The 22,369-nt window shown below is 63.8% G+C and carries 17 protein-coding genes and 1 tRNA gene; 6 read left to right on the top strand and 12 right to left on the bottom strand.

The annotated features are described in order from the left end of the window. Positions 1 to 2 precede the first annotated feature (2 nt). The 10 genes from B2585_RS02785 to B2585_RS02830 all read right to left on the bottom strand — a co-directional run bounded on the left by B2585_RS02785 (position 3) and on the right by B2585_RS02830 (position 8,620). Positions 3 to 770, bottom strand: a complete 768-nt coding sequence (locus B2585_RS02785) for an ABC transporter ATP-binding protein (protein WP_292019868.1) — start codon at positions 768 to 770, stop codon at positions 3 to 5. A gap of 11 nt (positions 771 to 781) precedes the next feature. Continuing rightward, the gene (locus B2585_RS02790; protein ID WP_292019746.1) at positions 782 to 1,204 is read right to left on the bottom strand and encodes a VOC family protein; all 423 of its coding nucleotides are present in this window, start codon (positions 1,202 to 1,204) and stop codon (positions 782 to 784) included. A 1-nt stretch (position 1,205) separates the two neighbouring features. Then, on the bottom strand, positions 1,206 to 2,663 hold the full coding sequence (gene hydA, locus B2585_RS02795) for a dihydropyrimidinase (protein WP_292019748.1): 1,458 nt from the start codon (positions 2,661 to 2,663) through the stop codon (positions 1,206 to 1,208). 27 nt (positions 2,664 to 2,690) lie between these two features. Beyond that, the gene (locus tag B2585_RS02800) at positions 2,691 to 2,957 is read right to left on the bottom strand and encodes a hypothetical protein (RefSeq protein WP_292019750.1); all 267 of its coding nucleotides are present in this window, start codon (positions 2,955 to 2,957) and stop codon (positions 2,691 to 2,693) included. Positions 2,958 to 2,967: 10 nt separating this feature from the next. After that, positions 2,968 to 3,315: a hypothetical protein gene (locus B2585_RS02805; RefSeq protein WP_292019751.1), complete on the bottom strand. Its 348-nt coding sequence runs from the start codon at positions 3,313 to 3,315 to the stop codon at positions 2,968 to 2,970. Beyond that, positions 3,309 to 4,115, bottom strand: a complete 807-nt coding sequence (locus B2585_RS02810; protein WP_292019753.1) for an endo alpha-1,4 polygalactosaminidase — start codon at positions 4,113 to 4,115, stop codon at positions 3,309 to 3,311. Before B2585_RS02810 ends, B2585_RS02805 begins: the two co-directional genes overlap by 7 nt. After that, positions 4,049 to 5,299 carry a Zn-dependent hydrolase gene (locus B2585_RS02815; protein ID WP_292019756.1) on the bottom strand — a complete coding sequence of 417 codons (1,251 nt, stop codon included), beginning with the start codon at positions 5,297 to 5,299 and terminating at the stop codon, positions 4,049 to 4,051. The genes B2585_RS02810 and B2585_RS02815 overlap by 67 nt, the downstream gene beginning before the upstream one ends. A gap of 271 nt (positions 5,300 to 5,570) precedes the next feature. Continuing rightward, positions 5,571 to 6,899 (bottom strand): NAD-dependent dihydropyrimidine dehydrogenase subunit PreA, encoded by a 1,329-nt coding sequence (gene preA, locus B2585_RS02820; RefSeq protein WP_292019758.1) that lies wholly within the window; start codon positions 6,897 to 6,899, stop codon positions 5,571 to 5,573. Position 6,900: 1 nt separating this feature from the next. Then, the gene (locus tag B2585_RS02825; protein ID WP_292019759.1) at positions 6,901 to 7,275 is read right to left on the bottom strand and encodes a VOC family protein; all 375 of its coding nucleotides are present in this window, start codon (positions 7,273 to 7,275) and stop codon (positions 6,901 to 6,903) included. 25 nt (positions 7,276 to 7,300) lie between these two features. Then, positions 7,301 to 8,620 carry an NAD(P)-dependent oxidoreductase gene (locus B2585_RS02830; protein ID WP_292019761.1) on the bottom strand — a complete coding sequence of 440 codons (1,320 nt, stop codon included), beginning with the start codon at positions 8,618 to 8,620 and terminating at the stop codon, positions 7,301 to 7,303. Between the two features lie 352 nt (positions 8,621 to 8,972). Here B2585_RS02830 and B2585_RS02835 point away from each other — a divergent pair, with 352 nt between their 5' ends. Both B2585_RS02835 and B2585_RS02840 read left to right on the top strand, forming a co-directional pair. After that, entirely contained in the window at positions 8,973 to 12,185 is a 3,213-nt protein-coding gene (locus tag B2585_RS02835) for a chemotaxis protein CheB (RefSeq protein ID WP_292019763.1), read from the top strand. A gap of 87 nt (positions 12,186 to 12,272) precedes the next feature. Beyond that, positions 12,273 to 12,860, top strand: coding sequence for a hypothetical protein (locus tag B2585_RS02840; protein ID WP_292019765.1), 588 nt, complete (start codon positions 12,273 to 12,275; stop codon positions 12,858 to 12,860). Between the two features lie 343 nt (positions 12,861 to 13,203). Here the strand turns inward: B2585_RS02840 and B2585_RS02845 are convergent. Beyond that, positions 13,204 to 13,290 (bottom strand) — tRNA-Leu (locus B2585_RS02845). Positions 13,291 to 13,419: 129 nt separating this feature from the next. Here B2585_RS02845 and B2585_RS02850 point away from each other — a divergent pair. Beyond that, positions 13,420 to 14,400, top strand: a complete 981-nt coding sequence (locus tag B2585_RS02850) for a complex I NDUFA9 subunit family protein (protein ID WP_292019767.1) — start codon at positions 13,420 to 13,422, stop codon at positions 14,398 to 14,400. A 53-nt stretch (positions 14,401 to 14,453) separates the two neighbouring features. On the opposite strand, the gene B2585_RS02855 is transcribed toward B2585_RS02850, so the two are convergent. Then, positions 14,454 to 15,257, bottom strand: coding sequence for an undecaprenyl-diphosphate phosphatase (locus B2585_RS02855; protein ID WP_292019769.1), 804 nt, complete (start codon positions 15,255 to 15,257; stop codon positions 14,454 to 14,456). Positions 15,258 to 15,472: 215 nt separating this feature from the next. Between B2585_RS02855 and B2585_RS02860 the strand changes: the two genes are divergently transcribed. From B2585_RS02860 to gltB, 3 genes are all read left to right on the top strand, one after another. Continuing rightward, positions 15,473 to 16,909 (top strand): NAD(P)-dependent oxidoreductase, encoded by a 1,437-nt coding sequence (locus tag B2585_RS02860; RefSeq protein WP_292019771.1) that lies wholly within the window; start codon positions 15,473 to 15,475, stop codon positions 16,907 to 16,909. Positions 16,910 to 17,042: 133 nt separating this feature from the next. After that, complete coding sequence (locus tag B2585_RS02865; protein ID WP_292019773.1) at positions 17,043 to 17,792, top strand: hypothetical protein; 750 nt, start codon at positions 17,043 to 17,045, stop codon at positions 17,790 to 17,792. Beyond that, positions 17,779 to 22,317 (top strand): glutamate synthase large subunit, encoded by a 4,539-nt coding sequence (gltB, locus tag B2585_RS02870; protein WP_292019775.1) that lies wholly within the window; start codon positions 17,779 to 17,781, stop codon positions 22,315 to 22,317. The genes B2585_RS02865 and gltB overlap by 14 nt, the downstream gene beginning before the upstream one ends. Positions 22,318 to 22,369: the final 52 nt, after the last annotated feature.

Genomic DNA, 22,369 nt, shown 5'->3' on the forward strand with positions numbered 1-22,369 from the left:
CCTCAGTCATAGCTGTGCCCCTCGCGCAGGCCCTCGCGGACCCGATGGGCCACGTCGAGGAATTCCTTGGTGTCGCGAATGTCGAGCGGCCGCTCCTTCGGGAGCGGACTGTCGATAATGTCGGTGATGCGCCCCGGGCGGGGGGACATGACGACGATCTTGGTCGACAGGTAGACCGCCTCGGGAATCGAGTGCGTGACGAAGGCGATGGTTTTTTCCGTCCGCGCCCACAGTTCGAGCAGCTGTTCGTTCAGGTGATCGCGCACGATCTCGTCCAGCGCGCCGAAGGGTTCGTCCATCAGCAGGATATCGGCATCGAAGGCCAGCGCGCGGGCGATGCTGGCCCGCTGCTGCATCCCGCCAGACAGCTGCCAGGGGAACTTCTTGCCGAAGCCCTCGAGATCCACGAGCGAGAGGACTTTCTCGACCCGCTCGGCATGTTCCGATTTCGGATAGCCCATGATCTCCAGCGGCAGACGCACGTTGCCCGCGATGGTGCGCCACGGATACAGCCCGGCCGCCTGGAAGACATAGCCATAGGCCCGTTCCTTTCGCGCCTCGTCCGGGGTCATGCCGTTGACGGTCAGCGACCCGCCCGTCGGCTTTTCCAGCCCCGCGATGCAGCGCAGAAAGGTCGTCTTGCCACAGCCCGAGGGGCCGATGAAGCTGACGAATTCGCCCTTCTCGATGGCGAGGTCGACGCCCTTCAGCGCCTGCACCGGGCCGTCGTTCGTCTCGAAGGTCAGATCGAGCGCATTGGCTTCGATCACGGGTTTTTTGCTCACGTAAGTCCCCACAATTTCGGTTCGGCGAATTCCACCGAGTTCCCCGCCGGGTCGCGCACATAGATGGAGCGCGGCCCGTGGGGCCAGTGAAAGTCCGACTCTATCCCTATCCCTTTGGTCACCAGATGGTCGACCCATCCGTCCAGGTCTTCGCCCGGTACGGAAAAACAGATGTGCCCCGGCCCGACCGCGCCATGCGGCGGGACCGGAAGCTGGTCTTCGTTCGGCGGGACGCGCGTTTCCTCGGCCACGAAGGCGAGGACGACGCTGGGCCCGCAGGCGAAAAAGATGTGGCGCGGATCGTTCCGCGTCACGATGTCGAGCCCCACCACGCCGGCATAGAAATCCTCGGCCCGGTCGAGGTCATCGACATAGACCGCGGCTTCGAGAACGCCGGTGGGTGTGGCGGGGGTCGTCAATTCACACCCCCGTCGCCGGAATGCCCGACCGTTCGATCGGCTGCGGCGCGGAGAGTTCTTTCCACTTGGACAGGGCGCGGTTCACGGTGGCGTTCGGCTCGCGCGCGATGAACTTGCCGTGGCCCTGCTTCTCCTGCATCGCGCCATCCATCACGGCGACCATGCCGCGGGTCAGGACGTAGCGGGGCAGGCCTTTCACATGCTTGCCCTCGAACACGTTGTAGTCGATGGACGACACCTGCTTGTCCGCCGTGATCGTCTTTTCCTTCTCCGGGTCGAGCACGAGGATGTCGGCGTCCGCCCCGACAAGAATCGCGCCCTTCTGCGGATAGCAGTTCAGGATCTTGGCGATGTTGGTGGAGGTCACGGCGACAAACTCGTTCATCGTCAGCCGCCCGGTGCCGACGCCATAGGTCCAGAGCATCGGGATACGATCCTCCAGCCCGCCGGTGCCATTCGGGATCTTGGTGAAATCGCCCACGCCATAGCGCTTCTGTTCGGTGGTGAAGGCGCAGTGATCGGTCGCCACGACCGACAGCGATCCGGAGGACAGGCCCGCCCACAGGCTGTCCTGGTGCAGCTTGTTGCGGAACGGGGGCGACATGACGCGGCGTGCGGCGTGGTCCCAGTCCTGGTTGAAGTATTCGCTCTCATCCAGCGTCAGGTGCTGGATCAGCGGCTCGCCCCAGACGCGCTTGCCCTGCATCTTGGCCCGCCGGATCGCTTCGTGGCTGTCCTCGCACGAAACGTGAACGACGTAGAGCGGCGCGCCGGCCATGTCGGCGATCATGATCGCGCGGTTCGTCGCCTCGCCCTCCACCTGCGGGGGGCGGGAATAGGCGTGGCCCTCGGGCCCGGTGTTGCCCTCGGCGATCAGCTTGGCCGACAGTTCCGCGACCACGTCGCCGTTCTCGGCATGGACCATCGGGGTCGCGCCAAGGTCGGCAAGGCGCATGAACGAAGAATAAAGCTCGTCGTCGTTCACCATCAGCGCGCCCTTGTAGGCGAGAAAGTGCTTGAACGTGTTGATCCCACGCTCCTTCACCACCGTCTCCATCTCGTCGAAGACCTGCTCGCTCCACCATGTCACAGCCATGTGGAAGGAGTAGTCGCAGGAGGCCGTGGTCGATTTGTTGTCCCAGCGCTTGAGCGCGTCCAGCAGGCTCTCGCCCGGATTGGGCAGGGCGAAGTCCACGACCATCGTGGTGCCGCCCGCAAGGGCTGCGCGCGTTCCGCTCTCGAAGTCGTCCGAGGAGTAGGTGCCCATGAACGGCATCTCGAGGTGCGTGTGCGGGTCGATCCCGCCGGGCATGACGTAGCAGCCTGTCGCGTCGAGCGTTTCGTCGCCCGAAAGCCCCTGTCCAATCTCGATGATCTTGCCGTCCTCGACCAGCACGTCGGCCTTGTAGGTCAGGTCGGCGGTGACGATGGTTCCGTCCTTGATGACTTTGGTGGCCATGTTCTCTCTCCTGTCGTTGCGCTGATCTTATTGGACGCAGACGGGATAACCGTCGGCATTGGTCAGCGGGTAGATTTTTCCGTCGCTGCGGTAGTGATAGCAGAACCCGATATCCTCGGGCTCGGTGTAGACCAGAAGGTCCGAATAGGGGATGTCTGCGGGCAGAGCCGCGAGCGCTTCACTCGCGTAAGGCTTGTCCGCGACATAATAGTTGGGCGGCAGGCCGCCGTCCGATCCGCCGCTCGCGCATCCGGCCAGTGCGAGCGCCAGCGCGCCCAGTGCGATCCGTCCCATTCCCATCCCCTCACACACTTGAAAAACATCCGATCGCGTCGCCATGCACGCTGATATCCACCGGGCCGAAGCGGCTTTCGACCGCGAGGCTGAAGATGTCGTTCCACGGCAGCCACATCACCCGGTACGGGCCTTTCTTCCGCGTCACGGCATAGGCGTAGTCGGTGATGCCGCCGGGCAGGTTCAGCTCCATCAAATTCGGTTCGATGAGCGCGTTCTTGAAATCCGCAAGCGTGGCCACGTTCCAGTCCTCGATCCCGGCGGCGGCACGCTTGGGATCGAACGCGTCGATCTCGGCGCCGATCCGCTGCTTGATATGGGCCACTTCGCGGGCGTCATGAGGATCGTCGTTCAGCATCGTGCCTGTGCCGGACCTTTCAGGTCGTTGTTGTGCAGGATCATCGCGATCCCCAGATCACGCGCCTGCTCGCAAGCGGCGGCCCAGTCGACGCCTTGCCCGGTGTATTCGGCGGCGTAGACCGGCTTGCCCTGTGACAGGTAGATGCGCGTCTCCTCGCACCAGCCCTGTTCGAAGCATTCCTCGGTCACCATGAAGTCCATCACATCGACGAGGTCGGGCGCAAGTTCGATGGCGTTCTTCTGCCCGATGGTCAGCCCCTCGGCATGGGCGGCACCGGCCAGCGCGCGGGCATAGGCGACGGCGTGTCGGGCGGTCAGCGGAAAGCCGGGGTCGTTCGAGTAGCTGTCGATATTGTCGGCTTCGACCCCCTCGAATCCCATAGATCTGAACCGCGCGAACCGCGCCTGCATCAGCGGGACGAGCGTGGCCTGATCGCGAATGTCGAGGTAGCGCTCGTTCGGCCAGTTGCCGAGCGTGTTGCCTTGCAGGTGGGCCGGAAATGCGTCCGCGTCGTCGCGGTAATTCTCCACGGTCCCGACCGAAACATAGGCGATGGGGGTGACCCCTGCTGCCTTGAGTTCGGCGATCTGCTCGGGCGTCACGCTGTCTGGCTCCGTGTCGATCATGTCGACCCCGGTGTGCGGCCGGATCGGATCGTCCAGCTGCCAGTCCCAGGTCTCGGCATTGGCCGGGGCGGCGACGAACGCCAGTTCTATGATCGCGTGGCGGATCAGGACACGATCTCCGCCGTCTCGAGCGCGGCGTGGAACAGCACGTCGGCCCCGGCGGTGGCCCATTCCTTTGAGATATCCTCGGCCTCGTTGTGGCTGAGGCCATCCACGCAGGGGCACATGATCATGGCTGTCGGTGCGACCTGATTGATCCAGCAGGCGTCGTGGCCCGCGCCCGAGATGATGTTCATGTGTGAATAGCCCAGCCGTTCGGCTGCATCGCGCACGGCTGTCACGCAGCCTTCGTCGAATTCCACCGGATCGAACCCGCCGACTTTTTCCAGCGCGACCTCCAGCCCCATCTCGTCGCAGATCTTCTTGGCGCCGTCCGCGAGTTGCTTTTCCATATCCTGAATGGTGGCAAGATCGGGCGAACGGAAGTCGACGGTGAACACCGCCTTGCCGGGGATCACGTTGCGGCTGTTGGGATAGACGTCGATATGGCCCGCCGCGCCCACGGCGTCGGGTTTGTGCGACCAGGCGATCTCGTCCACGAGTTGAAGAATGCGCGCCATGCCCAGCCCCGCATTCTTGCGCATCGGCATGGGGGTCGACCCCGTGTGGCTTTCCTTGCCGGTCACTGTCACCTGCGTCCACGACAGGCCCTGACCGTGTGTGACGACACCGATGTCTTTTTCTTCGGCCTCAAGGATCGGCCCCTGTTCGATGTGCAACTCGAACATCGCGTGCATCTTGCGCGCGCCGACCTTTTCGTCGCCGACCCATCCGATCCGCTTCAGTTCGTCCCCGAACTTCTTGCCCTCGGCGTCCTCCCGGTCATAGGCCCAATCCTGTTCGTGGATGCCGGCGAACACGCCCGACGACAGCATGGCGGGCGCGAAGCGCGTGCCTTCCTCGTTCGTCCAGTTGGCGATGACGATGGGGTGCTTGGTCTTGATCCCGAGGTCGTTCATCGAGCGCACCGCTTCCAGCCCGCCGAGCACGCCCAGAACCCCGTCGTATTTCCCGCCCGTGGGCTGGGTGTCGAGGTGGCTGCCGATATAGACCGGGAGCGAGTCGGGGTCCGTCCCCTCGCGCGTTGCGAACATGTTGCCCATCGTGTCGACGCCCATGCTCATGCCGGCGTCGTCGCACCATTTCTGGAACAGCGCGCGGCCCTCGGCATCGGCATCGGTCAGCGTCTGGCGGTTGTTGCCGCCCGCGACGCCCGGCCCGATCTTGGCCATTTCCATAAGGCTGTCCCAAAGCCGGTCGGCATTGATACGAAGGTTCTCACCGGGGGCTGCCATGGCACTCTCCTGTCATTTCGTCGCAGTCTCTGGCGGACGCCCATACATCAGGCGCGCCGCTGTCATTTTGTGCAACAGGGAAATGGGCTGTGGCGTCCGGGTGCGCGCAAACGCCCCCGAACCGATCCGTGATTTCGCGCGATGCAGCATCGCCCTCAGTCCCTGTTGCGGTGCCGTGCCCCTTGTTTCGCAGGGGCTTCGGCAGAAGTTCTGGTTTTTACCATTCGGTTAAAACGAGGCTAGCACAGGCCAACCCCCGGTCAAGCACTGCTCACTGACCCCGCGAGATGCAGGTGAGCGGATCGCCGTCCGGATTGTTCGGATGTTCCAGCCATGTGCGCTTGTCGTCCTCGGCCGGGATGATCATTCCGGTGCGCAGGTCCTTTTCGCCGGGCGACAGGCGGCGCATCGTGATGCAGCCTTCGACCGGGCAGACGTTGACGCAGAGGTTGCAGGCGACGCATTCGTCGTCCTTCACCGTGAACACCCGGTCGTCGGACATCGCGATGGCCTGATGCGACGTGTCCTCGCAGGCCGCGAAACAGCGCCCGCAGGAAATGCAGAGATCCTGGTCGATCTCGGCCTTGGTGACGTAGTCGAGGTTCAGGTGCTGCCAGTCGGTGACGCGCGGCGTCGCCATGCCGATGAAGTCCGAGGTCTTGGAATATCCCTTCTCGTCCATCCACTGTGACAGCCCCGAACACATCTCTTTCACGATCCGGAAGCCATAGGTCATCGCTGCGGTGCAGACCTGCGCGTTCCCGGCACCCAGTGCCATGAACTCCGCCGCGTCACGCCATGTGGAGATGCCACCGATGGCCGAGATCGGCATGCCTGCGGTTTCTTCCCAGCGCGCCACTTCGGCCACCATATTCATCGCGATGGGCTTCACCGCCGGTCCGCAATAGCCGCCGTGGGTGCCAAGCCCGTCGATCATCGGCTCCGGGCACATCGCGTCGAGGTTCACCGAGGTGATCGAGTTGATCGTGTTGATCATGCTGACCGCGTCCGCCCCGCCCTGTTTCGCGGCGAGCGCGGGCTGGCGGATGTCGCTGATGTTCGGCGTGAGTTTCACGATGCAGGGCAGGTCGGAGTGCTTTTTGACCCACTCGGTGATCCGGCCCACATATTCCGGCACCTGACCGACGGCAGAGCCCATGCCGCGCTCGGCCATCCCGTGCGGGCAGCCGAAGTTCAGCTCGACCCCGTCCGCGCCGGTCTCGCCCACGCGGTCGAGGATCTTGCGCCACGCATCCTCGTCCAGCGGCACCATGAGCGACACGACCACGGCGCGGTCCGGGTAGTCGGCCTTCACACGCTTGATCTCGTCGAGGTTCGTCTGAAGCGGACGGTCGGTGATGAGTTCGATGTTGTTCAGACCCAGAAGCCGCCGGTCCGCGCCATAAATCGCCCCGTAGCGCGGGCCATTGACGTTGACGACGGGCGGACCTTCTTCGCCAAGCGTCTTCCACACGACACCGCCCCATCCGGCCTCGAAGGCGCGGCGGACGTTGTATTCCTTGTCGGTCGGCGGGGCCGAGGCGAGCCAGAAGGGGTTGGGGGATTTGATCCCGATGAAGTCGGTCGTCAGGTCTGCCATGTCATTGGCCTCCTACGGTCTGAAGAAGAATTAGATTGCCCTCGCTGTCGTGGATCATCGCCCAACGGGTCGATGGGTCCCACGGCGCGGTGTCAGGGCCGGAAACGATGGGCACGTCCGCGTCGGCGAGGCACTTGGCCTCGCCGTCCACGTCGTCGCAGACGAGGACGAGTTGCGGGGTGTCCTGCGGGGTGATGGCGGCGACCTTGCTGATCTGGAGCATGGTCTGCGCGCCGGGGAGGGTCAGGAAAATCCAGCGATCCGCGCCATAAGCCTCATCCCGCTCCACCGAAAAGCCGAGCTTTTCCGTGTAGAACGCGACCGCGCGCGCCTGATCCGTGGCGCCGATGGTCTGAAAGTGGATGTGGCTGGGCATGTTGCCTGGCTCCCCGGTGCTGCGCTTACCCCATGAGGCTCGCGTGGATGTCCTCGGCGGCGTCGCGACCCTCGGCAACGGCGACGACGGTCAGGTCTTCGCCCGCCGTGCAGTCGCCACCGGCCCAGACACCATCGCGCGAGGTGCGTCCTGCGTCCGTCACCTTGATCTTGCGACCGTCGGTGTCGAGGCCCGCGACCTCCTCGAACGCCTGCCCGATGGCCTTGAACACCTGATCGGCGGGAAGGGTGAAGGTCTCGCCCGTCGGCTTGGCGTTCTCGTCGGTGTAGGCAAGCTCGATGGCCGCGACATGCCCTTCGCCCTTGAGCGAGACGGGCGCGACGCCGGGTATGATATGGACGCCTTTGGATTGCGCGAGCTGTTGTTCGTATTCCGAGGCGGGCATCTTGTCCTGCGACCGGCGGTAGACCAGCGTGACGTTCTCGGCGCCAAGGAGCTTGGATTGCACCGCCGCGTCGATGGCGGTCATGCCGCCGCCGATCACCACGACGTTGCGGCCCACGGGCAGGTCGGTCAGATCGTCGGTCTGACGCAGATCGGCGATGAATTTCACCGCGTCCACGACACCGGACAAATCCTCGCCGTCGATCCCGAGCGCGTTCGTATTGCCCAGCCCGATGCCGAGGAACACCGCGTCAAAGTCGCTGGCCAGCCCGTCGAGCGTGATGTCCTCGCCCAGCGTCTTACCGGTCTCCATCGTGATCCCGCCGATCTGCATCAGCCAGTCGACTTCGCGCGCGGCGAAGTTTTCGACCGTCTTGTAGGAGGCGATGCCGTATTCGTTGAGGCCACCCGGTTTCGGCTTGGCGTCATGGATCACGACGTCATGACCATACATCGCCAGCCGGTGCGCCGCTGCCAGACCGGCGGGTCCGGCACCCACGACGGCGACCCGCTTGCCGGTCGGCTCGGCACGTTTGAACGGATGCACGTTCGCGCCCATCAGCGTGTCGGTGGCGTAGCGTTGCAGGCGACCGATCTGAACCGGCTCCCCCTCGGCCACCTCGCGCACGCAGACCTCTTCGCACAGCGTTTCGGTCGGGCAGACGCGGGCGCACATGCCGCCAAGGATGTTCTGATCGAGGATCGTCTTGGCCGCCGCTTCCGGTGTTCCGGTCATGATCTGGCGGATGAAGAGCGGGATGTCGATGTCGGTGGGGCAGGCCTCCATGCACGGCGCATCATGGCAGAAATAGCAGCGGTCCGCGGCCACCTGCGCCTCATGCGCGTCGAGTGGCGGATGCAGGTCCGCGAAATTCTCGGCCAGAACCGTTGCCTGCAAACGCTCGGCGACGACGCCGGGTGTCTGTGGGGAATTGGTCACGACTGTCTCCCTGTCTGTGTTCTTTTGGGAAACGCTAGCACGACTCGCATTTTTATCAATTGGTAAAATTTAGACAGAGCGCAGGTTTCGTCGTTGCCCGCCCCCGCGCCGCCATCGCCGGTCCGATGGTGAAAATCTGTGCAGGTCGTTTGCGTGGCCGCGATGCAGCATTGGTTTGCCAAGCGACCGTTGCGCGATAAATGATACTCGCACCTCCCGCCATTCGCCTTTAAGGTGAGTGAAGCAGGTTCGGTGCCGCAAGGCGACGCCCCGGTTTTCGCCCGGTTTGTAACCCGCTAATCGCGAAGTCCGGCAGCGGCAACAGCTGCCGCCAGGTTTGTAAGGACACACCTTGGATCAGCTTGTGGATGAACTCGTCATCGTCGGGATCGCGGCTTCTGCCGGCGGGTTGGAGGCGACCTCGCTCCTCGCGCAGAATCTGCCGAAGGATCTGAATTGCGCCTATGTGATCGCGCAGCATATGTCGCCGAGTCACAAGAGCATGCTGGTCCCGCTCCTGTCGCGCGAAACGCGGCTGAAGGTCGAGGAGATCGAGGAAGAAACGGTCCCCCGAGCGGGCACGATCTATGTCCCGCCGCCGGGCCGCGACACGGTGCTTGAGGATGGCTTGCTCCGCCTCAAGGAACCCACGGGCCATCACGCGATGCCGAAACCTTCGGCGGATCGGCTTTTGAAATCCCTTGCCGAAGGACGGGGCGCCTCAGCCGTTGGGGTGGTCCTGTCGGGCACCGGCAGTGACGGCTCCTACGGCGTTCAGGCGATCCGTGAGGCGGGGGGCATCACCATTGCGCAGAACCCCGATTCATCCAAATACGACTCGATGCCGGTGTCCGCGATCCGCACCGGCTGCGTCGACCTCACCCTCACGCCCGAACAGATCGGTCAGCATCTGGTCACCGTCCTGAAACGGCCCCGCGACCTCAGCGTCCTCAAGGAGCTGGACGAGGCGTCGCCAAAAAACAACGACCTGTTCCAAATTCTGCTGGCCCATACGCTCGTCGATTTCCGTCACTACAAAGAGACGACGATCAACCGGCGCATCCACCGCCGGATGTTCGCCAAGGGCATCGAGTCCTTCGACGAATATGTCGAGCTGTGCCGCCGGTCCGTGGACGAGGTCGAGGCGCTTTATCGCGACCTCCTGATTTCGGTGACACGGTTCTTCCGCGACCATGAACAATTCGCTGCGCTCGAACTGGAAATCGAAAGCCGCTTTTCCAACCGCACGGACGACGAGCCGATCCGGATCTGGATACCGGGCTGCGCGACCGGGGAAGAAGCCTATTCCATCGCCATCCTCGTCGCCGAGGCGCTGGGCGGGATCGACAAGGTCTCGAAGGACCAGTTGCAGGTCTTCGCGACCGACATCGACGATCACGCCCTGAGCATCGGGCGCAAGGCGACCTATCCGGCGTCTGCGGCGACCGACATTCCCGGCCGGTTTCTCGAAACCTATTTCGAGGTGTCCGAAGACACGGTGAAAGTGCGCGACAAGCTCAGGCAGCTGGTCATGTTCACGCGCCACAACGTGTTTCAGGACGCGCCGTTCATGTCGATCGACCTCGTGTCGATCCGAAACGTCCTGATCTACTTCGAGGCGAAACTGCAGGAGCGGGTGCTGGCGCGTATTCAGTACTCGCTCAAGTCAGACGGTATGCTGTTTCTCGGCACCTCCGAGACGACCGGTGTGCTCGAAAGCTATTTCGTCCCGATCGAGGCGAACTCCAAGATCTTCAGCAAGCGCTCTCTGCGCCTGTCCCGCCCGGCGGGGCCCGAGCGGGCGCTGCCGGCCGGGCTGAACTATCATTCGGGCGGTGCCGTCGGTTTCCATCGTGCGGCCCTGAATCATGAGGATGCCTGGCGCTTCGATGCGCTCGCAAGGTCCGTCGTCGAAACCGGCGTCCTGACCAACAAGGAGAAGTCGATCCTCAAGATCTACGGCGACATCGCCGAGTTCGTGGAAATGCGCGAACCGATCCAGGGGAGCATGACGCTCAACGTCCTCAAGAAGATGCTCTCCTATGAAGCCGGGTCGATGGTGCTCGTCGCGATCAGGCACAGGGAGGTGCGGGCGGGCCAGTGGCATCAGGTGGACGGACGCGGCTACAACAACCTGCGCATGGTGGCCTATCCCATCATGCCCGCCGCCGACGATACGGAGAGCGAGCCTCTGGTCCTCATCGGCTTCGAAACCGAGATGCGGGAGGAGCCGACGGGCGCTGACGCGGAGCGTACCGATTACCTCGACTACCTCGAAACAGAACTCGCCCGCACCCGCGACACGTTGCAGGTGACGATCGAGCAGCTCCAGACCTCGAACGAGGAGCTTCAGTCCCTGAACGAAGAGCTGCAAAGCTCGAACGAGGAACTTCAGTCGACGAACGAGGAACTCGAAACGTCGAACGAGGAACTTCAATCCACGAATGAAGAGCTCATCACGGTGAACGAGGAATTGCTGGTCAACACCTCGCAACTCGAACGCGCAACGGCGGAACTGAACGGCCTGATCTCGGGGATTCCGACCGTGATGATGATGCTCGACCTCGGGCTGCTCATCCGCCACGCGTCGAAAAGCGCAATCGAGACATTCCGAATCCGGGAGCGGGGCCATTCGCTCGGCCACCTGTCCCAGTGCTACATGCCCAGAGGCTACCCGCCGCTCGTCGACATCTGTTCGCAGGCGCTGCTCGACCGGCAGGTCCACCAGCGCAGCATCGAGATCGGGAACAGCCTCGTTTCGCTTACCGTAACGCCGCTCACCACCGAGGGTGAGGGTCTGATCGGGTTGATCGTGCTGGCCGACGAGGTCGACCTGACCATCACGTCAGAGCTTAACCAGACACTCCGCGCGTTCGGCAATATCGGGACCTGGAAGATCAACCTCGCAACCGGCGAACAGGACTGGTCGCCGGAAACCTACGCCATCCACGGCCTTCCTTTCGGCGACCAGTCGGGCAAGATCGGCGACGGGGTGAACTACTACCACCCGGATGACCAGGCTATGGTGAAGGAGGCTATCGACACCGCCATCGAAACCGGTGAGCCGTTCCATTTCTTCGCGCGGCTGAACCGGGCGGACGGGCGCACCATCGTGGTCGAGACCTCGGGCACCGCGATCACGAACGAAGCGGGCGAGGCGGTCGCGCTCCTGGGCGTGTTCCGCGACTATTCCCGCGCAGTGAACGACGACCTGATCGTGAAGCACTATGGCAAGGTGGCGGGGGACCGCGGCATCGGCTTTTACTCCTACGACATCGCAAATGGCGTGGCCTACTGGAACCCGACGCTCTACGAGATCCTCGGTATCGATCCGGCCGAACCCGCCAGTTTCGACAAGGCGCTCGAGCGGTTCGATCCGGAGGCCCGGCCCCGAATCAAGGCGATGATGCAGGACGCCATCGACAAGAATGAACCCTTCGATCTGGTGGACCAGATCACCCGCCCGGACGGGACCCGCGCAAAATGCCGGAGCACAGGCAGAACGACTGTCGACGCCTCGGGAAACCCGACGCATCTGTACGGCTCGTTCCAGATTCTCTCCTGATGCGGAAGCCCTTTGAAGAAGCCACGCGAACACACGTTCGCCCGAGATTGAAGACCATGAGCAATAGATGCGTGAGGTGTATTTGAGATGACGCAGGACCAACTGACCGACGAACGTACACCGGACACGCTCCAGATACGCCTCGTGCTCGACGCGGATTCCGGGGAATGGTTCGCCGAGCAGATCGAGCTCGATCGTGGCGACACGCATCACCGCATCGGCTTTCGCAACGCGCTCCCGCTGACCGAAGCGTTCGTACCGGAGTTCATCGACTCGCTCCTGCCCTATCTCCCCGTGGACGGCAGCAAGGGCGTCATGGCCGATTCCGGCGCCGTGATCGAAATTCCCGGTCTGGTCATCGGCGGCATCCGGGTCATCGCGCAGAACGTCGTGACGGGCATCCAGTCACTGACCATCCGCTTCATCCGGGCGCTGGGCGCGCTCCAGTCGATGCTTCTGCCGCGCCACCGGACCGAGACGGACATCTTCGCCAAACTGGAGGGCGCGGCGGCACAGACGCTCCTGTCGCTGCTCCACCCCGCCCTCGACCTCGCCGCAGTCGGCCCGGCCACGTCGCTCCCCCGCAACGTATTCGATCAGGTCGCGGACCGGCTCGACGTGCTCGCGCGGAACCATGACGAGATCGGCTTCTTCTGCTTCAACGGTTCATCCTGAATTCACCCAACCCCGACCTCGCCATGCGCCAGCTCGCGGGACCGGGGATGATGCGACCGGGGACATAGTTTCGGCACATGTGAGCGCGTCTACTGAACGCTCAGAGTCAACCGCAGCCTGACCTGCGACGCAGGCAGGCCAACCATACCGGACTCGCCTTCAACGTGGTGAAGCTCATGCGCCCTACCGTGTCGTGATGGGAAAGGTCGTGCGACACGCGCCGCGATCTGAAAATCGGGGCCTGCAAACATGTGCCGGCTGCTGGATTGGTTTCCGACTTGGTCTACGCCTGCTGCGTTCCTGAGCGGAAACTGACGAGAAGCAGTGGCTTACCTGTGAGACTTGGTGCCCAGGAGAGGACTCGAACCTCCACGTCCATACAGACACCAGCACCTGAAGCTGGCGCGTCTACCAATTCCGCCACCTGGGCAGGTGTCGTGGAGCCGCGATGTAAGGCCCCGGGCGGAGCCTGTCAACGGGATTCGCAAAGTTTCAATTCGCCTTGTTCGCGCGGGCCTGCGGGGCTATGCAGGAACCCGGATTTGCGAAGGAGCTTGGCATGTCGAAACTCGTCACCATCTACGGCGGATCGGGCTTCGCGGGGCGGTATATCGCCCGGCGGATGGCGAAAGCGGGCTGGCGCGTGCGCGTGGCCGTGCGACGGCCGAACGAGGCGCTTTTCGTGAAGCCTTACGGCACGGTCGGACAGGTCGCGCCCATCCTGTGCAACATCCGCAACGACGCGTCCGTTGCCGAGGCGATGACCGGCGCGGACGCGGTGGTCAACTGCGTGGGCACCTTCGACAAGGGCGGCAAGAACAACTTCGACGCCGTGCAGGACGAGGGCGCGGCGCGTATCGCGCGGCTGGCGGCCGAAAAGGGCATCCCGACCCTCGTTCACCTGTCGGCCATCGGCGCGGACGCTGAGGGCGACAGCCTTTATGCCACGTCCAAGGGGCGGGGCGAGGCGGCGATCCTCGACAGCTTCCCCGAAGCCGTGATCCTGCGCCCGTCCGTGATGTTCGGGCCCGAGGACAACTTCTTCAATCGTTTCGCGGGGATGACGCGCTTCGGCCCCGTGCTGCCGGTCGTCGGCGGCGGAACGAAATTTCAGCCGGTCTATGTCGACGATGTCGCCCATGCCGCCGAGATGGGCGCGAGGGGTGAGGCCGCGCCGGGGATCTATGAGCTTGGCGGGCCTGACGTTCAGACGTTCCGCGAGCTGATGCAGGACATGCTCACCATGATCCAGCGCCGCCGCATGATCGTGAACCTGCCGTTCTGGCTGGCGGGGATCATGGGGACCGTGTTCGACGCGGGTTCGGCCATGACCGGCGGTCTGGTCAAAGCGCCGATCACGCGCGACCAGGTGACGACGCTGCACCATGACAACGTGGTGACCGGGGAGACGAAGACCTTCGAAGACCTCGGGATCACGCCGACGGCGATGGAGGTGGTGCTGCCGGGCTATCTGTGGCGGTTCCGCCAGACCGGGCAGTACGCCGATATCACCGCGTCGGCGCGTAACCTGCGCACTTGATTGCAGGCACTTCGAGTATTGGGGCCGGTCCGGGTGGGCCGGCCTTTTTCGTGTCAGGTGTAGGCGATGACCAGCAACACGACACCGAGGATCACGCGGTAGATGACGTAGGGCGTAAAGCTGACCGAGCGCAGGAGGCGCATCATCAGCGTGAGGGCGAGCAGGGCTGCGACAAAGGCCATGCCGGCGGCGATGGCGCCGTCCCGGGCGGCCTGCGCGTCGGCTTCGGCGGCGACCTCGAGCCCGAGGTAGAGGCCGGAGGCCAGGATCGTGGGGATGGACATGAGCATGGCGAGGCGCGTGCCGTCCTCGCGCTTGTAGCCCAGGGCGCGGGCGCCCGAGATCGTGGCGCCGGAGCGCGATGTGCCGGGGATGAGCGCGATGGCCTGCCACAGCCCCATGATGATCGCATCGCGCAGGGTCCAGTCGGTATCGCTCTTTTCCTCGGCGCCTTTCTGGTCGACCCAGTAAAGGACGAGGCCGAAGATCAGCATGGTCCAGCCGATCACGGCGACAGACCGCATCGCGTCGTCAAGGCCGGTGGCCTTGAGGATCAGGCCGAAGACGATGACCGGCACGGTGGCCACGGCCAGCAGGAAGGCGAGCTTGGCGCCGCGGGTGTCGATCCGGCCCGTGAGCATTCGGGGGATGCCGAAAAGTGCCTCACGCACATCTGACCAAAAATAGAGGATCACCGCGCCGAGGGTGCCGACATGAACGGCCACGTCGATCACCTGTCCCTGGTCCGTCATTCCGGTGAGATTCGGGAGGAGAATCAGGTGACCGGAGGAGGAGACGGGGAGAAATTCCGTAAGCCCCTGAATTACAGCCACTATGAAGAGGTGGAAAAGCGACATGCCCGTGGTCCCGGCGTGATTGGTTGTGCAAAGCTAACCATTTGGAAACAAATGGAAAGCGGAAAAGAAGGTCAGTAATAGTGACCTTATAGTTGACCAACAAGACGAAAAAACCACCCATGAGGGGGTAATGATCCCCTTTTAGGTCAGTGATTATGCCTTTTCTTTTTCTTAAAGCCTGATAAATAGTCCGCTCGAAGAAAACGGAGGACGTGATGGCGAAGCAGCCGATGCTCAAATTCGTGACCGTTGAGCGCGACATGCCGGAGAAGCGTGGCGCGGATCTACGCCGTGAGGATTTTCACGAGATTTATGCCGAGTTCGCCGAAGCCAAGGCGGCCGAGCAATCCGCGCGGTGCAGCCAGTGTGGCGTGCCGTATTGTCAGAGCCATTGCCCGCTTCACAACAACATCCCCGACTGGCTGCGCATGACCGCGACGGGCCGGCTCAAGGAAGCCTATGAGCTGAGCCAGGAGACGAACACGTTTCCCGAAATCTGTGGCCGCATCTGCCCGCAGGACCGCCTGTGCGAAGGCAACTGCGTGATCGAGCAGTCGGGCCACGGCACCGTCACCATCGGGGCGGTCGAGAAATACATCACCGACACCGCGTTTGAGAAGGGCTGGGTCGCGGACATCGCGCCCGCCTCGGAGCGTGGCGAGAGCGTCGGCATCATCGGGGCTGGCCCCGGTGGTCTGGCCGCTGCCGACCGTCTGCGTCGTGCAGGTGTGCAGGTCACCGTCTATGACCGCTATGATCGGTCCGGCGGGCTCATGACCTACGGTATCCCCGGCTTCAAGCTGGAGAAGGACATCGTAATGCGCCGCAACGAGCAGCTTGAAAAGGGCGGCGTGGAGTTCGTGATGAACTGCAACGTGGGCGAGGACATCACGTTCAAGCAGATCCGCGAGAAACACGATGCTGTGCTTATTGCCACCGGCGTCTACAAGACCCGCGAATTGCAAGGCCCCGGTTCGGGTGCCACGGGCATCGTCCGGGCCATCGATTACCTGACCGCTTCGAACAAGGCGTCCTTTGGGGACGAGGTGCCGGAGCACAAGGACGGCTCGCTCTGGGCCGAGGGCAAGAAGGTCGTCGTGATCGGCGGCGGCGACACCGCGATGGACTGCGTGCGCACGGCGATCCGGCAGGGCGCGACCAGCGTGAAGTGTCTGTATCGCCGCGACCGTGCCAACATGCCCGGCTCGCAGCGCGAGGTGGCCAATGCCGAGGAAGAGGGCGTCGAGTTCGTCTGGATGGCCGCGCCCAAGGGGTTCGCGGGCGATCCCGTCACCGGCGTGATCGTGCAGCGGATGCGTCTGGGTCAACCCGACGCGACGGGCCGCCAGTCGCCCGAACCGATCGAGGGGGCCGAATATACCGAAGACGCCGACCTCGTCATCAAGGCGCTGGGTTTCGAGCCCGAGGAGCTTCCGAAGCTCTGGGGCGAAGAGGAGCTTCCCGTCACGCGCTGGGGCACGGTGAAGGCCGATTTCCGCACCGGCGCGACCGACATGGACGGGGTCTATGCGGTGGGTGACATCGTGCGCGGGGCGAGCCTTGTCGTCTGGGCGATCAAGGACGGGCGCGACGCCGCGGACGCCATGATCAAGCGCTTCGATGAGGCCACCGCGAGCGTGGCAGCCGAGTAAAACCGGCAGGCACACCGCGTACACATCCTGTGCACATGGTGTGCATACGATTGTGCAGACGCCGCAGGATGAGGATCGGGATCAGGTCAAACGAACTGACCCAAAAGGACGCAAAAGTTAAGGAAGGGTTAAGATGAAACATCCCATCGCTGTGACGCTCGCCGCCGCGACCCTTCTTGCCGCGCCCGCTTCGGCCAATCCATTCGTCCCGCCTGCGGGCTGTGACGTGTTCCTGACAGTGCAATCGAGGCAATGCTCGGTCTCGCATCTCTATCGCTGCGAGTCCGCGCCGGACGGGGGCTTCGCCGAGGCGATTTTCGACGGGGACGGAATGTCGGCGGTCGTGGGCTATGGCCCGACCTACCAATGGCAGGACAGCGTTTACATGTGGGACAATTCCCGCGAGGTGCTTGTCCCGCCCGCCGAAGACCCGATCGAGATCGACACGCTCGCCGACGAAGGGATCGACACCTTCCGGTTCACGATGCACCGCACGGCCCCCGGCGAGGACCGCGAGATCACGATTGTCGGGGCCGACACGCTGACGGGTGAGACCACGACCATCGACGGCCTGCCGCTTGAGATCGTGCAGACGCAGCTTCAGATCCTGACCGAAGACGGGACGGTCGAATACAGTTCGCGCGGGGTGCAATACCTCAGCCGCGAGAAGCGCCTGTTCTTTCTCGGACCCGAAGAGGTTTACGACGACGCGGGCGAGGCGACGCCTTACGACAACAGCCCCGTCGATTTCATCGAGCCGGGCGAGCCGGGGTTCGCCTCGTCGCTCCCCCTATACGAATGCGATCAGCAGAAGGCGGGTTTGACCCCCGCGCCAGTGTCCCCCGGAGCGGGGGAAAAGGAGACCGACCATGACCAAATATGATGAACGCTGGGTGGCCGAGGAAGAAGCCAAGCGCGCTTACCTCGCCGAACATGGCATGTACCGTGACGAGTTCGAGCACGCCTCCTGCGGCGTGGGCCTTGTCGTGTCCATCGACGGCAAGAAAAGCCGCAAGGTCGTGGAAAGCGGCATCGAGGCGCTGAAGGCGATCTGGCACCGGGGCGCGGTCGACGCGGACGGCAAGACCGGCGACGGCGCGGGTATCCATGTGCAGATCCCGGTCGACTTCTTTTACGACCAGGTGCGCCGCACCGGCCACGAGCCGCGCAAGGATGAGTTGATCGCGGTCGGGCAGGTGTTCCTGCCGCGCACCGACTTCGGCGCGCAGGAGACGTGCCGGACCATCGTGGAAACCGAAGTCCTGCGCATGGGCTATTACATCTATGGCTGGCGTCATGTGCCGGTGGATATTTCCTGCCTCGGCGAAAAGGCCAACGCGACGCGGCCCGAGATCGAGCAGATCCTGATTTCCAACGCCAAGGGCACGGATCAAGAGACGTTCGAGCGTGAGCTTTACGTCATCCGCCGCCGGATCGAAAAGGCCGCCGCCGCCGCCGGTGTCGCGCAGCTTTACCTCGCCTCGCTGTCGTGCCGGTCGATCATCTACAAGGGCATGATGCTCGCCGAGCAGGTGGCGGAGTTCTATCCCGACCTTCAGGATGAGCGGTTCGAGAGCGCCTTTGCGATCTATCACCAGCGCTATTCCACCAACACCTTCCCGCAGTGGTGGCTGGCACAGCCGTTCCGGATGCTGGCGCATAACGGCGAGATCAACACGCTCAAGGGCAACCTGAACTGGATGAAAAGCCACGAGATCCGGATGGCCAGCGGCGCCTTCGGGGATCTGGCGGAAGACATCAAGCCGATCGTGGCGCAGGGGTCGTCGGACTCCGCCGCGCTGGACTCGGTGTTCGAGGTGCTGGTGCGCGCCGGGCGGTCCGCGCCGATGGCCAAGACGATGCTGGTGCCGGAAAGCTGGTCCAAGCAATCGGCCGAGATGCCGCAGGCCTGGGTCAACATGTATTCCTATGCCAACTCGACGATGGAGCCGTGGGACGGCCCCGCCGCGCTGGCCATGACCGACGGTCGCTGGGTCTGCGCCGGGCTGGACCGCAACGGCCTGCGCCCGATGCGCTATGTCGTCACGGGCGACGGGCTGGTCATCGCCGGGTCCGAGGCGGGCATGGTGCCTGCGGACGAGGCAACCTGCGTCGAGAAAGGCGCGCTGGGTCCGGGGCAGTTGCTTGCCATCGATATGGAAGAGGGCAAGCTCTACCACGACGTCGAGATCAAGGATAAGCTCGCCAACAGCCAGCCGTTCGGCGACTGGATCGGCAAGGTCAACGACATCGACGAAGAGCTTCTGGGCGTCGAGGAGAAGGCGATGTTCTCGGGCGGCGACCTGCGCAAGCGGCAGGTGGCGGCGGGCTACAGCCTTGAGGAAATCGAGCAGATCCTCGCGCCGATGGCCGAGGACGGCAAGGAAACGCTGGCCTCGATGGGGGACGACACGCCGAGTGCCGTGCTGTCCAAGGAATACCGGCCCCTGAGCCATTTCTTCCGCCAGAACTTCAGCCAGGTGACGAACCCGCCCATCGACTCGCTGCGCGAGTTCCGGGTGATGAGCCTCAAGACCCGGTTCGGCAACCTCAAGAACGTGCTGGACGAGGCCGGGAGCCAGACCGAGATCCTCGTGCTGGAAAGCCCCTTCGTGGGCAACGCCCAGTTCGATGAGCTGGTGACGCATTTCAACGCGAAAATGGTCGAGATCGATTGCACCTTCGACGCCGACGGCGGCGATCAGGCGTTGCGCGACGGGCTGGCCCGTATCCGCGATGAGGCCGAGGAGGCCGTGCGCTCCGGCGCCGGTCATATCGTGCTGTCCGACATGGCGCAGGACGAGGGCAAGGTGGGGATGCCGATGATCCTCGCCACCTCGGCGGTGCATAGCTGGCTCACCCGCAAGGGCCTGCGCACCTTCACCTCGCTCAATGTGCGCACGGCGGAGTGCATCGACCCGCATTACTTCGCGGTGCTCGTGGGCTGCGGTGCGACGGTGGTGAACGCCTATCTCGCCGAGGACACGCTGGCCGACCGGATCGAGCGCGGGCTTCTGGACGGGAGCCTGACGGACGCGGTGCGCAAGTATCGCGAGGCGGTGGATCAGGGTCTGCTCAAGATCATGGCGAAGATGGGCATCTCGGTCATCTCGTCCTATCGCGGCGGGCTCAACTTCGAGGCCGTGGGCCTGAGCCGTGCGATGGTGAACGAGTATTTCCCCGGCATGACCAGCCGCATTTCCGGCATCGGCGTCGGCGGTATCCAGAAGAAGGCCCGCGCGATCCATGCCAAGGGCTGGCGCACCGGGCAGGACATTCTGCCGATCGGCGGTTTCTACAAGGCCCGCAAGGGTGGCGAGACCCACGCCTGGGGTGCGCAGACGATGCACCTGATGCAATCGGCCTGTGACCGGGCGTCCTATGAGATGTGGAAGCAGTATTCCGCACGGATGCAGGCGAACCCGCCGATCCATCTGCGCGATATCCTCGACATCAAGCCACTGGGCGAGCCGGTGCCGATCGAGCAGGTGGAAAGCATCACTTCGATCCGCAAACGGTTCGTGACGCCGGGCATGTCGCTGGGCGCGCTGTCGCCCGAGGCGCACAAGACGCTCAACGTCGCGATGAACCGCATCGGCGCAAAGTCGGATTCCGGCGAGGGTGGCGAAGACCCGGCGCATTTCGTGCCGGAGCCCAACGGCGACAACCCGTCTGCCAAGATCAAGCAGGTCGCGTCGGGCCGGTTCGGCGTGACGGCGGAATACCTCAACCAGTGCGAAGAGCTTGAGATCAAAGTGGCGCAGGGCGCCAAGCCGGGTGAGGGTGGCCAGCTTCCGGGGATGAAGGTCACGGACCTGATCGCCCGTCTGCGCCATTCGACCAAGGGCGTGACGCTGATTTCTCCGCCGCCGCACCACGACATCTACTCGATCGAGGATCTTGCGCAGCTGATCTATGACCTCAAGCAGATCAACCCGCGCGCCAAGGTGACGGTCAAGCTGGTGGCATCCTCGGGTGTCGGCACCATCGCGGCCGGTGTCGCCAAGGCGAAGGCGGACGTGATCCTGATTTCCGGCCACAACGGCGGCACGGGCGCATCGCCCGCCACGTCGATCAAGTTCGCCGGTCTGCCGTGGGAGATGGGCCTGACCGAGGCGCATCAGGTCCTGTCGATGAACAACCTGCGCTCACGGGTGACGCTGCGCACGGATGGCGGGCTTCGCACGGGGCGTGACATCGTCATGGCCGCGATGATGGGGGCCGAGGAATACGGCATCGGCACCGCAGCGCTGATCGCGATGGGCTGCATCATGGTGCGTCAGTGCCAGTCGAACACCTGTCCCGTGGGCGTCTGCACGCAGGATGAAAGCCTGCGCGCCAAGTTCACCGGCAATGCGGACAAGGTGGTGAACCTCATCACCTTCTACGCCACCGAAGTGCGCGAAATCCTCGCCCGGATCGGGGCGCGGTCGCTGGACGAGGTGATCGGGCGTGCCGATCTTCTGAGCCAGGTAAGCCGGGGGTCCGCGCATCTTGACGATCTGGACCTGAACCCGCTTTTGATCTCGGTCGATGGCGTGGGCAAGGACACCTACGACCGCAACCGGCCGCGCAACGCCGTGCTGGACACGCTCGACGCCGAGATCGTGAAGGACGCCGCGCGCTTCCTCGACGATGGCGAGAAGATGCAGCTTCAGTATGCCGTGCGCAACACGGACCGGACCATCGGGACGCGAGTGTCGAGCCATATCGTGCGCAACTTCGGCATGAACAACAATCTTCAGCCCGACCACCTGACAGTGAAGCTGTCGGGGTCGGCGGGCCAGTCGCTCGGCGCGTTTGCCGCGCCGGGGCTGAAGATCGAGGTTGCCGGGGATGCCAACGACTATGTCGGCAAGGGTCTGTCGGGTGGCACGGTCGTCGTGCGGCCCACCATGTCCTCACCACTGATCGCATCGGAGAACACGATCATCGGGAACACGGTGCTGTACGGCGCGACGGCGGGCTTCCTGTTCGCCGCCGGTCGGGCGGGCGAGCGGTTCGCGGTGCGCAACTCCGGCGCGCATGTGGTGATCGAGGGCTGCGGGTCGAACGGTTGCGAATACATGACCGGCGGGATCGCCGTGATCCTGGGCACGGTCGGCGCGAACTTCGGCGCCGGGATGACCGGGGGCATGGCCTATCTTTACGACCCGGACGCCGTGGCCGAGACCTATATGAACAAGGAAACGCTGGTGACCTGCCCGGTGACGGTGGAGCATTGGGAGACCGAGCTTCGCGGCCTGATCGAACGCCACCTGAAAGAGACCGGGAGCCGCAAGGCCGCCGAGATCCTCCAGCACTGGGACATCGAGAAGGACAACTTCCTCCAGGTCTGCCCCGAAGAGATGCTGCCGCACCTCTCGGCGCCCCTCAGCCTTGAAGAAGGCGCTATTCCGGCGGAGTGAACCTGAAAAGAGATCGGCAAAAGGCGGGCCTGGGGCCCGCCTTTTTTCGTTT

Source organism: Maritimibacter sp. UBA3975, from assembly GCF_002384975.1.
Taxonomy (GTDB): Bacteria; Pseudomonadota; Alphaproteobacteria; order Rhodobacterales; family Rhodobacteraceae; genus Maritimibacter.

Excerpts from the sequence above, each read along its gene's own strand:
- hydA (WP_292019748.1), bottom strand. The coding sequence starts at position 2,663 with ATGGCCACCAAAGTCATCAAGGACGGAACCATCGTCACCGCCGACCTG.
- B2585_RS02800 (WP_292019750.1), bottom strand. The coding sequence starts at position 2,957 with ATGGGACGGATCGCACTGGGCGCGCTGGCGCTCGCACTGGCCGGATGC.
- B2585_RS02805 (WP_292019751.1), bottom strand. The coding sequence starts at position 3,315 with ATGCTGAACGACGATCCTCATGACGCCCGCGAAGTGGCCCATATCAAG.
- B2585_RS02810 (WP_292019753.1), bottom strand. The coding sequence starts at position 4,115 with ATGGGCCACCGCCGGGGCCGACGTGCTGTTCCACGCCGCGCTCGAGAC.
- B2585_RS02815 (WP_292019756.1), bottom strand. The coding sequence starts at position 5,299 with ATGGCAGCCCCCGGTGAGAACCTTCGTATCAATGCCGACCGGCTTTGG.
- preA (WP_292019758.1), bottom strand. The coding sequence starts at position 6,899 with ATGGCAGACCTGACGACCGACTTCATCGGGATCAAATCCCCCAACCCC.
- B2585_RS02825 (WP_292019759.1), bottom strand. The coding sequence starts at position 7,275 with ATGCCCAGCCACATCCACTTTCAGACCATCGGCGCCACGGATCAGGCG.
- B2585_RS02840 (WP_292019765.1), top strand. The coding sequence starts at position 12,273 with ATGACGCAGGACCAACTGACCGACGAACGTACACCGGACACGCTCCAG.
- B2585_RS02850 (WP_292019767.1), top strand. The coding sequence starts at position 13,420 with ATGTCGAAACTCGTCACCATCTACGGCGGATCGGGCTTCGCGGGGCGG.
- B2585_RS02855 (WP_292019769.1), bottom strand. The coding sequence starts at position 15,257 with ATGTCGCTTTTCCACCTCTTCATAGTGGCTGTAATTCAGGGGCTTACG.
- B2585_RS02860 (WP_292019771.1), top strand. The coding sequence starts at position 15,473 with ATGGCGAAGCAGCCGATGCTCAAATTCGTGACCGTTGAGCGCGACATG.
- B2585_RS02865 (WP_292019773.1), top strand. The coding sequence starts at position 17,043 with ATGAAACATCCCATCGCTGTGACGCTCGCCGCCGCGACCCTTCTTGCC.
- gltB (WP_292019775.1), top strand. The coding sequence starts at position 17,779 with ATGACCAAATATGATGAACGCTGGGTGGCCGAGGAAGAAGCCAAGCGC.